General features: G+C 58.8%; 7 protein-coding genes and 1 tRNA gene. 4 read left to right on the plus strand and 4 right to left on the minus strand.

The features are described 5' to 3' along the window. The 4 genes from ACRZ9X_RS07260 (at position 1) to ACRZ9X_RS07275 (ending at position 4,424) form a co-directional block, all read left to right on the plus strand. The gene (locus ACRZ9X_RS07260; RefSeq protein WP_480517280.1) at positions 1 to 957 is read left to right on the plus strand and encodes an ABC transporter permease; all 957 of its coding nucleotides are present in this window, start codon (positions 1 to 3) and stop codon (positions 955 to 957) included. After that, on the plus strand, positions 954 to 1,811 hold the full coding sequence (locus ACRZ9X_RS07265) for an ABC transporter permease (RefSeq protein ID WP_480517282.1): 858 nt from the start codon (positions 954 to 956) through the stop codon (positions 1,809 to 1,811). Before ACRZ9X_RS07260 ends, ACRZ9X_RS07265 begins: the two co-directional genes overlap by 4 nt. After that, positions 1,808 to 3,445, plus strand: a complete 1,638-nt coding sequence (locus ACRZ9X_RS07270; protein ID WP_480517284.1) for an ABC transporter ATP-binding protein — start codon at positions 1,808 to 1,810, stop codon at positions 3,443 to 3,445. The genes ACRZ9X_RS07265 and ACRZ9X_RS07270 overlap by 4 nt, the downstream gene beginning before the upstream one ends. 142 nt (positions 3,446 to 3,587) lie before the next feature. Next, positions 3,588 to 4,424, plus strand: coding sequence for an alkaline phosphatase family protein (locus ACRZ9X_RS07275; RefSeq protein WP_480517286.1), 837 nt, complete (start codon positions 3,588 to 3,590; stop codon positions 4,422 to 4,424). 1 nt (position 4,425) lies between these two features. Here ACRZ9X_RS07275 and ACRZ9X_RS07280 read toward each other — a convergent pair whose 3' ends face one another. The 4 genes from ACRZ9X_RS07280 to ACRZ9X_RS07295 form a co-directional block, all read right to left on the minus strand. After that, positions 4,426 to 5,349, minus strand: a complete 924-nt coding sequence (locus ACRZ9X_RS07280; protein WP_480517288.1) for an alpha/beta hydrolase — start codon at positions 5,347 to 5,349, stop codon at positions 4,426 to 4,428. A 12-nt stretch (positions 5,350 to 5,361) separates the two neighbouring features. Further along, entirely contained in the window at positions 5,362 to 7,251 is a 1,890-nt protein-coding gene (locus tag ACRZ9X_RS07285; RefSeq protein WP_480517290.1) for an acyl-CoA synthetase, read from the minus strand. 149 nt (positions 7,252 to 7,400) lie between these two features. Continuing rightward, the gene (locus ACRZ9X_RS07290; RefSeq protein ID WP_480517292.1) at positions 7,401 to 9,221 is read right to left on the minus strand and encodes an ABC transporter transmembrane domain-containing protein; all 1,821 of its coding nucleotides are present in this window, start codon (positions 9,219 to 9,221) and stop codon (positions 7,401 to 7,403) included. 264 nt (positions 9,222 to 9,485) lie between these two features. Beyond that, a tRNA-Gly gene (locus tag ACRZ9X_RS07295) sits at positions 9,486 to 9,559 on the minus strand. Positions 9,560 to 9,796: the final 237 nt, after the last annotated feature.

Below are 9,796 nucleotides of genomic sequence, written 5' to 3' on the forward strand. Positions count from 1 at the left end.
ATGGGAATCGCGATGAAACTTGTGGTCCAGCGCGTTGCGCTGGGCCTTTTGCTTTTGTTGGCCGTATCCGTGCTGATTTTCGCCGGTACGCTTATCCTGCCCGGCGACGTGGCCCAATCGATCCTTGGCCAGTCCGCAACCCCCGAAGCGCTCGCCAATCTGCGTGCAGAACTGGGCCTGAACGAACCCGCTGTGTCCCGCTATTTCGACTGGCTGTTCGCCGCGTTGCAAGGCGATCTGGGAACTGCGCTGACCAATGGTCGTGACATTGCCGAGAGTATCGGTCAACGCATGTCGAATACCCTGTTTCTGGCCTTCTGGGCCGCCATTATTTCGGTGCCGCTTGCCATCCTGCTGGGTCTGATCGCGGTGCGGTACAAAGATCGCTGGCCCGACAAGCTGATCTCGGCTGTGACCCTTGCCTCGATCTCGATCCCTGAATTCCTGATCGGCTATCTGCTGATGTATTTCATCGCCGTGAAACTGGGCTGGTTCCCCTCGGTCGCGATGATCGGCGATCATATGAGCCTGCTGCAGAAGCTTCAGGCCATCGCGCTGCCTGTCATGGTGCTGACGCTGGTGGTTCTGGCGCACATGATGCGCATGACCCGCGCGGCGATTCTGAACGTGATGCAATCGGCCTATATCGAAACAGCCGAACTCAAAGGTCTGACCGGGTTTCAGGTGATTGCGCGCCATGCCTTTCCGAACGCCATCGCGCCCATCGTTAACGTCGTGATGCTGAACCTCGCCTATCTGGTGGTGGGCGTCGTGGTGATCGAAGTGGTCTTTGTGTATCCCGGCATGGGGCAGTATCTGGTGGACCACGTGGCAAAACGCGACGTTCCGGTGGTACAGGCCTGCGGGCTGGTTTTCGCCGCCGTCTATATCGGCCTCAACATGATCGCCGACATCGTTTCGATCCTGGCCAACCCGCGTCTGAGGCATCCGAAATGAAGAACATTCCTATCTCTGCAATGATCGGGTTGTTCCTGACGGCCCTCTACTTTCTCATGGCGCTGCTCGCGCCGCTCATCGCGCCTTACGGCATGGCCGAGGTGGTTGGCGATGTCTGGGAACCCTCGAAGATCGAAATCATGCTTGGGATCGCCCCTGCCGGTTTCACTGAATCAAATTTCTGGCTGGGCACCGACAATATCGGACGCGATCTTCTCAGCCGCATGATCTATGGCGGGCGTACTACCATCTTCATCGCGACAGCCGCGACGATCCTATCGTTTGTGACCGGCTCGGTCCTTGGCTTCTTTGCCGCCGTGATGGGCGGCTGGGTCGATCAGGTGCTGTCCCGATTTGTCGATCTGATCATGTCAATCCCGACGCTGATCTTTGCCCTTGTGGTCCTGTCGGTGATGCCGGTGACCGTGCCGATCCTGATCGTGGTCATGGGCCTGCTGGATTCGACCCGCGTCTATCGTCTGGCCCGCGCCGTGGCTGTCGACATCACCGTCATGGATTATGTCGAAGCCGCGCGTCTACGGGGCGAGAAAACCGGCTGGATCATCTTCCGCGAAATCCTGCCCAACGCCCTGTCGCCGCTGGTGGCCGAGATGGGCCTGCGGTTTATCTTCGCCGTTCTGTTTGTCTCGACCCTGTCGTTCCTGGGCCTCGGCGTACAACCGCCCGAGGCAGACTGGGGCGGCATCGTTAAAGAAAACAAGGAAGGCATCGTCTACGGCATTCCTGCCGCCCTGTTGCCCGCCGTGGCCATCGCAACTTTGGCGATCTCGGTCAATCTGGTGGCTGACTGGGTTCTGAACCGTACCACATCGCTGAAAGGAGGCCGGGGATGAGTGATACCCTTCTCAAGGTCCGCGACCTCAAGATCGGCGCGACCGTCTATCCGCCGGGTGAGAAACCCCATGACATCGAGATCGTGCACGGGGTCAGCTTTGACCTCGAACGCGGCAAGGTGCTGGGGCTTATTGGCGAATCCGGCGCCGGGAAATCCACCATCGGTCTGGCCTCGATGGCCTATGGCCGGGGCGGTGTGAAGATCACCGGAGGCGAGGTCTGGGTGAACGGGCGCGATATCCTGAAGACATCTCTCAAGGATATCCGCAAACTGCGCGGGGGTGAGGTCACCTATGTGTCCCAATCCGCTGCCGCGTCGTTCAACCCGGCCAAGAAGATCATAGATCAGGTGGTCGAGGCTGCGGTCGAACAGAAAAAGTTCAGCCGCAAAGAGGCCGAGGCCCGCGCGCGTGAACTGTTCGCCAAGCTGGGTTTGCCCGACCCGGACAATATCGGTGAGCGGTACCCGCATCAGGTTTCGGGCGGCCAGTTGCAACGCTGCATGACGGCGCTTGCGCTGTGTCCTGAACCCGATCTTGTGGTGTTCGACGAACCCACCACGGCGCTGGACGTGACCACGCAGATCGACGTTCTGATGGCCATCAAAGAGGCCATCGCCGATACCGGTGTTGCAGCGCTCTATATCACCCACGACCTTGCCGTTGTGGCGCAGGTCAGCGATGACATCATGGTTCTGAAGATGGGAAATACCGTCGAATACGGCACCACGGATCAGATCATCAACAACCCGCAGGAAGAGTACACACAGGCGCTGGTGTCGGTGCGATCCATTGAACACGAGGAAAAACAGCCCACGCCCGACCCGGTGCTGCAGGTCGATGGTATCACCGCGCGCTACAAGGGGCTGAATTTTGATGTGCTGCACAACGTCAATGTCGAGCTTCATCCGGGGCAGACGCTGGCGGTTGTGGGCGAATCCGGCTCGGGTAAATCCACGCTGGCGCGGGTGATCACCGGTCTGCTGCCACCCCGCGATGGTGAGATCACCTTTGCCGGGCGCAAGCTCAGCCCTGATCTGGCCGGACGCACCCGCGAGGACCTGCGCGAGTTGCAGATGATCTATCAGATGGCCGATGTGGCAATGAACCCGCGTCAGACCGTCGGCACCATCATCGGTCGCCCGCTGGAGTTCTACTTCAACATGCGCGGGTCCGAAAAGCGCAAGCGGATCATCGAACTGCTGGATGAGATCGAGCTGGGCGAGAAGTTCATGGATCGCTATCCGGCAGAGCTGTCGGGCGGTCAGAAACAGCGTGTCTGCATCGCGCGGTCGCTCGCGGCCAAGCCCAAGATGATCATTTGTGATGAGGTCACCTCGGCGCTGGACCCGCTGGTGGCGGATGGCATCCTGAAACTGCTGCTGGACCTGCAGAAGATCGAGGATGTGGCCTATCTGTTCATCACACACGATCTGGCCACGGTGCGCGCGATCAGCGACAGCATTGCGGTAATGTATCAGGGTCGCGTGGCGCGGTACGGTTCAAAATCGCAGGTACTGAGCCCGCCGTTTGACGATTATACCGACCTGCTGCTCAGTTCGGTTCCCGAGATGCAGTTGGGATGGCTGGAAGAGGTCGTCGCCCATCGCAAGATGGAAAGCGCCGGGAACTGACTGCCACGTGCGCCAGTTTCAGGAAACTTCGAGATCCCGGCGCAACCGTGTCGGGATTTTGCTATCCCGGACGTGAACAGGCATCCCTCGGGCACCGAAACCCATAGGGTCCCGGCACATACGATTTCAGAGAGGCCAAGCGATGGACCGCAAACTTCTTCTCATCATCCTCGACGGTGTCCCATGGCGCAATTTCCGCCGTCTGTTCGGCAATCTCGAAGGCTGGGTCGACAGTGGTGAGGCGCGGGTTTGGAAGCTGCGCGCGGTGCTACCCTCGACCTCGGCCAGTTGCTATGCCTCGATCCACACCGGGGTCTCGCCGCAGGAACATGGCTGCACGGGCAACGGCAACGTATTTCGCCTGAGCCACAAGGACGTGTTCAGTCAGGTGCGCGAGGCCGGAGGCGTGACCGGGGCCGTCACCCACAGCTACTGGTCGCAATTCTTCAATCGTCACCCGTTCGATTATGTGCGCGACGTGGAATATGACGAACCCCAGAGTAAAACCATCAACCATGGCCGGTTCCACTCGATGACCGGGTACAACGCGGCCAACCAGATGACGCCTTGCGACGTGGATCTGTTCGCCACGCTGACCAACCTGTGCCTGCGCTTTGGGCTAGACTATGGCATACTGCACACCTGCACACTGGACAGCATGGGGCATCGTTTCTTTCACGACTGCCAAGAGATGGACCACGCCTGTTTCGTGATGGACGAGATGCTGGCCCCCTTCATTCCCCGATGGCGACAGTTGGGGTACGACGTCATCGTCACCGCCGACCACGGACAGGACGAGCGCGGCCACCACGGCGGGCGCAGCGCGCTGCAGCAGGAAACCGCGCTGTATTATTTTGGTGGTGCGGAAGGTCCCGAGGCAGATGTGGTGATTGACCAGTTGCAATTGGCACCCACGATCCTGACCCGGATGGGTGCCCCGGTGGCAGAGTCGATGAAAGCCCAACCGTTCCTACGGTAGCTTAGCCATAGGGCCAAATCTGCTGGCCCAAGGCCTCGATGGCAACCGATATGCGCTCGAAACTGTCCGCAGCACGTTTGACCGAGGTCCGGGCCCTCAGATACCCATGCACAAGGCCCGCTTCGGTGATGCAATGCGCCTGCCCCCCAGCATCGGTTATTTTTGCGCAATAGGCAGGTCCGTCATCCCGCAAAGGGTCACACTCGGCCGTGACTACCACAGTCGGCGGCAGACCAGAAAAATCGTTGTCTTCAAGCGGCGCAAAAGTCGGATCGCCCTGCGGCACTGTTTCGCCGCAACGCAACTTTTCATAGAAAACGATATCTTCCAGCGTCAACAGAGGCGCATGGGTATGTTCTAGATACGAGCCTACAGAACGGTCGCCGCCCAAACCGGGATAGATGAGCACCTGTCCCAAAGGGGCCTCCAGCCGTCCACGTGCATAATGTGAAACGGCCGCAGCCAGGTTCCCTCCGGCGCTGTCTCCGGCCAGAACCATCGGATCGCCAAAGGTCCCGGCAACCCAGTTCACTGCCGTCCACGCATCCTGAAATTGCGCCGGATGGAGGTGTTCGGGGCACAGACGGTAATCAACGGCAATCACCCTGTACCCGGTCTGCGCACAAATCTCGGCACAAACGTCATCGTGACTGTCCAACCCTCCCACGACAAAACCACCGCCATGCAGGTAAATGACAGACCGGGTCGGATCGCCTGCGGTATAAACGCGAACAGGCACGCCATCGGCCTGCCTGTCTTCCACCTCGACCGCCGAAGGGCGGGGCTGGCGAAACGCCTGGCACATCGCATTGTAAACACGGCGTTGATCCTCGACAGGAAGATCAACCGCATCATCAGGATAGCTTTCGGCGGTTCGTCTTATGAACGCCCAGGTTTCTTCATCAATCAGGCGTTCATAGTCCATATCCCCTCCCGGTCAGGCAACCCATTCCCATGGCCGGGTGAATGATCCCAGCACTTTGCTGACATCGTCCTCGGAAGACCCGTTCGCGTCAAGCTGCGCGACAAGCCCCCGCTTTTTGTCGTCGGTCACAGAAACCACACGCGCCGCGACACCCGCCTTTTCCAGAGCTCCGTTATAGACACGCGTGATCGCCTGTTTGCGCAGTTCCGGCTTGAATACCTTGCCCACAGCAGTCTTTGGCAACTCGCCCAGGATGGTCATGTGCTTGGGCTGAGCCGCCCGTTCATGCACATGCACGTCGCAGTATTCCATCAGCTCTTTCTCGGTCACACTGGCCCCTTCGACCAGTTCGACAAAGGCGCAGGGCACCTCGCCCGCATAGGCATCCGGCTGACCAATCGCACCGGCAAAAGCTACAGCATCATGTCCCAGCAGCGCCTCTTCGATTTCGGCAGGATCGATATTGTGACCGCCTCGGATGATAAGGTCCTTGGCGCGGCCTGTGATCCACAAGTAACCATCTTCGTCAAACCGGCCCAGATCTCCTGTGCGCAGGTATTTCTCGAAATGATACAGGTTCTCGTTCTTGTCCGCTTCGGTATAGGTGTTGCCCGCAAAAACTCCGGGGTTCGAGATACAGATCTCTCCGATCTCGTTGGTGGCGGGTTCAACCGGTCCGTCGGGCCCATCCTGCAGAATTTTGACATCCGTATAGGGGAACGGAATCCCGATCGATCCGATCTTCTTCTCACCATCCACCGGGTTGCAGGACACCAGGCAGGTCGCCTCGGTCAGGCCATACCCTTCGACGATGGTCACGCCAGTTGCCTCTTCGAACCGACGAAACAGCTCGACCGGCAAGGGGGCAGAGCCGGAGAAGGCCGTTTTGACGCTTGAGATATCGGCATCCACCGGGCGCTGCATCTTGGCGGCGATTGCTGTGGGCACGGTGATGATAAAGGTCACTTTCCAGCGTTCAATCAGCTTCCAGAAATTGTCGAACACCCCGTCGCCGCGATATCCTGCCGGCGTCGGGAACACCACATGCGCGCCCGAGGACACGGCGGCCATGACAATCACATGCACCGCAAAGACGTGGAACATCGGCAGCGGGCACATCACAACATCCTCTTCCGAGAAGAGCAGTGTGTCGCCCAGCCAGCCATTGTAGATCAGGCCCGAGTACTTGTGCTGCGCGACCTTGGGCATTCCGGTGGTGCCACCGGTGTGAAAATAGCAGGCAACGCGGTCTTCCTTGCTGTCTTCAAACGTCAGCGTGGTCGGCTGTTTTGCAAGTTCTGCGTTGAAATTCTTATAGTCCGCATGCGCCAGATGTTCCTTGTCACCCATCTTGGGGCGCAGGAATGGCACCAGCCACGACTTTGGCGGGGTCAGATAACTGTTCAGGTCGATTTCCAGAATCGTATTGACCTTGGGCGCATGGCGAACGGCTTCTTCCACCTTTTGCGCGACATCCGTCTTGGGAAAGGATTTGAGCGTCACAACCACCTTGGCGCCGGTCTCGCGCAGGATGGCCGAGATCTGCTCGGGCTCCAGCAGCGGATTGATCGGATTCACGATCCCCGCCACGGCGCCACCCATCATGGTGATCAGCGTCTCGTTACAATTCGGCAGGATGTAGGCCACCACATCCTTTTCACCGACACCCAATGACCGGAACAGGTTCGCCGCCTGATTGACCTTGCCCAGCAGCTCGGACCATGTGAGCGTTTCGGCCTTGTCGGTGGGGCCGGACAGCAGCTGAAAGCTGATTGCCTTGCTATTGGGATATCTGCCAGCTGTCCGCGACAATAACTGGTGAAACGTTACCGGGACATCCCGGTCCGCCCACGGCATTTCCTGCTCAAGCTTTACCTTGTCGTCAATTCCCACAAAGGCCATGCGTTTCCTCCCTTTTGTCCCGCACGTCTCGCGAGCATTTCCCCAATAGGATGGGAGCAAATCCGCGCAGGTTCAAGCAACGGGTTAGTGGCCCGGGAAGCGAAAAACACAATTACGCTACGGCGGAAAGAAATTTCCCTTGCGTCAGGCTATTCGGCGGCAACACCGTCGGTGAACTGCAGACGCGCCAGACGCGCATACAACCCCCCCTGTGAAACAAGGTCGTCATGCGTGCCCTGTGCCACGATCTGACCAGCATCCATAACCACAATCCGGTCCGCCTTCTTCACAGTCGCCAGACGGTGGGCCACGATCAACGTGGTCCGCCCTGCGCGCATCTGATCCACGGCCCCCTGAACAGCCCGCTCGCTTTCCGCATCAAGCGCCGAGGTCGCCTCGTCCAGCAACAGCACAGGCGCGTCCCGCAAAATCGCGCGGGCGATGGCGATGCGCTGTTTCTGCCCGCCCGACAACATCACCCCCCGTTCACCGACGAAACTGTCATACCCCTCCGGCAAGGCCGAGATGAACTCATGCGCGGCGGCGGCGCGGGCAGCAGCTTCCACTTCGGCATCAGTGGCATCCAGACGACCGAACCGAATGTTCTCGCGCGCCGAGGTCGCAAAAATAGTCGGGTCCTGAGGGACAAGCGCCACGTGTCGGCGAAACTCGGCGCGATCGAGGTCACGCAGATTGATGCCGTCCAGACTGACCTGCCCGGAATCGGGATCGTAGAACCGCTGGATCATCTGAATGACAGTCGTCTTACCAGCCCCCGACGGGCCCACAAAGGCCACGGTTTCACCCGGGCTCACCTGAATCGACATGTGATCCAGCGCCACCACATCGGGGCGCGCGGGGTAATGGAAGGTCACGTCGTCAAACCGGATGTCACCCCGCACGGGGCTTGGCAACGCTTTGGAATGCGCGGGGTCGTTTACGGTATCCTGGGCATTCAGCAATTCCACCAATCGCTCGGTCGCACCGGCAGCTCGCTGCAGTTCACTCCAGATTTCCGACAGGGCCGCGACCGAGCCTGCCATGATGATCGAATATATCACGAACTGGATCAGAACGCCCTCGGTCATCACTCCGTTACGGACGTCGTTGGCCCCCATCCACAAGACACCCACGATCCCCGAGAACACCAGAAAGATCACGATCACCGTCAAGATGGCGCGCGTCTGGATGCGGCGCAGAGAAACTTCGTACGAAGTTTCTGTCATATCTCCGAACTGTTTGCGGCTTGCCTGTTCATGGGTAAAGGCCTGAACCGTCTGCACCGCGCCCAACGCTTCGCCCGCGTTGCCCGACGAGGCGGCGATCCAGTCCTGATTTTCCCGGCTGATGACGCGCAGGCGGCGGCCCAGAACCAGAATTGGGACGATCACCAGCGGAATCAGCAACAACACCAGCCCGGTCAGCTTGGCCGACGTCAGCAGCATCAGAACCAGTCCGCCGAAGAACAGCAGCATATTGCGCAGCGCGATCGAGACCGATGATCCCAGCACAGATTGAATCAATGTGGTGTCCGTGGTGATCCGGCTCAGAACCTCTCCGGTCATGATACGTTCGTAAAACTCGGGGCTCATCCCAATGACACGGTCAAACACGGCCTTACGGATATCGGCGACCACACGTTCGCCCAGCCGGGTGACCAACGCGTAGCGGATGCCGGTGCCGATGGCCAGAATCGCGGCAATTCCAAGCGCTGCCAGAAAGTACCAATCCAGCAATTCGCCGTCTTCGATCCGGAAATTATCGACCACACGGCGTACAGCCAATGGCAGGGTCAACGTCATGCTGGCAGTCAGGATCAGCGCCAGTGTGGCGCCGATCATCAGCAGCCGGTAAGGCTTCATAAACGGCCAAAGAGACGCCAAAACGCCGATTTTCTTCGACCGCGCGCGCTCTTCGGCGGCACCAGGCGCGGGTTTTGCTGATGGACTGGCTGAGGCGGTTCTTGCCATGACTGGCCCTTACGTCGTGTTCGCACTTGAGTGTCAGCTTCTTGACCTCCGCGACCCGCGCGGTCAAGCGCGCCGCACGAAATGGCACTCTTTAAGGGCCTTTTGACGCAGAATTTTCGGGCTGATCTGGAGCGGGCGGCGGGAATCGAACCCGCTTCATCAGCTTGGAAGACAAGCGCTTAGTTGAGTATTTGCATAATTTTTTCAACCACTTGGAAAGCGGGTTACTCAAATTTTGTAGGTTTTGTGTCGGAACAAATTTCTTGGAGCGGGCGGCGGGAATCGAACCCGCGTCATTAGCTTGGAAGGCTAAGGTCTTACCACTACACAACGCCCGCTCTGTTGTTTCACCACCTATTTCAAACAAAATTTGACGTCAAGAGCATGTTTCATCGAACCTTCGGCACTGAGCTTTAAACTTGCATTTGGCATAGACCATACATAACAAAATTTGTGGTCGATTAGGCTTCCACTAGCTTTGTCTCGCGACATTCGTTGCCCCCACTGATCGGCAAGTAAAGTCGTCATCTGCCGGGCAAAGTGGTTTTAACGCGGGACCTCTCGAACTGCGGTCA

Source organism: Ruegeria sp. AL1, assembly GCF_056540905.1.

What these genes read in the sequence shown, in the direction of transcription:
- ACRZ9X_RS07260 (WP_480517280.1), top strand. Translation starts at nt 1, where the DNA reads ATGGGAATCGCGATGAAACTTGTGGTCCAGCGCGTTGCGCTGGGCCTT.
- ACRZ9X_RS07265 (WP_480517282.1), top strand. Translation starts at nt 954, where the DNA reads ATGAAGAACATTCCTATCTCTGCAATGATCGGGTTGTTCCTGACGGCC.
- ACRZ9X_RS07270 (WP_480517284.1), top strand. Translation starts at nt 1,808, where the DNA reads ATGAGTGATACCCTTCTCAAGGTCCGCGACCTCAAGATCGGCGCGACC.
- ACRZ9X_RS07275 (WP_480517286.1), top strand. Translation starts at nt 3,588, where the DNA reads ATGGACCGCAAACTTCTTCTCATCATCCTCGACGGTGTCCCATGGCGC.
- ACRZ9X_RS07280 (WP_480517288.1), bottom strand. Translation starts at nt 5,349, where the DNA reads ATGGACTATGAACGCCTGATTGATGAAGAAACCTGGGCGTTCATAAGA.
- ACRZ9X_RS07285 (WP_480517290.1), bottom strand. Translation starts at nt 7,251, where the DNA reads ATGGCCTTTGTGGGAATTGACGACAAGGTAAAGCTTGAGCAGGAAATG.
- ACRZ9X_RS07290 (WP_480517292.1), bottom strand. Translation starts at nt 9,221, where the DNA reads ATGGCAAGAACCGCCTCAGCCAGTCCATCAGCAAAACCCGCGCCTGGT.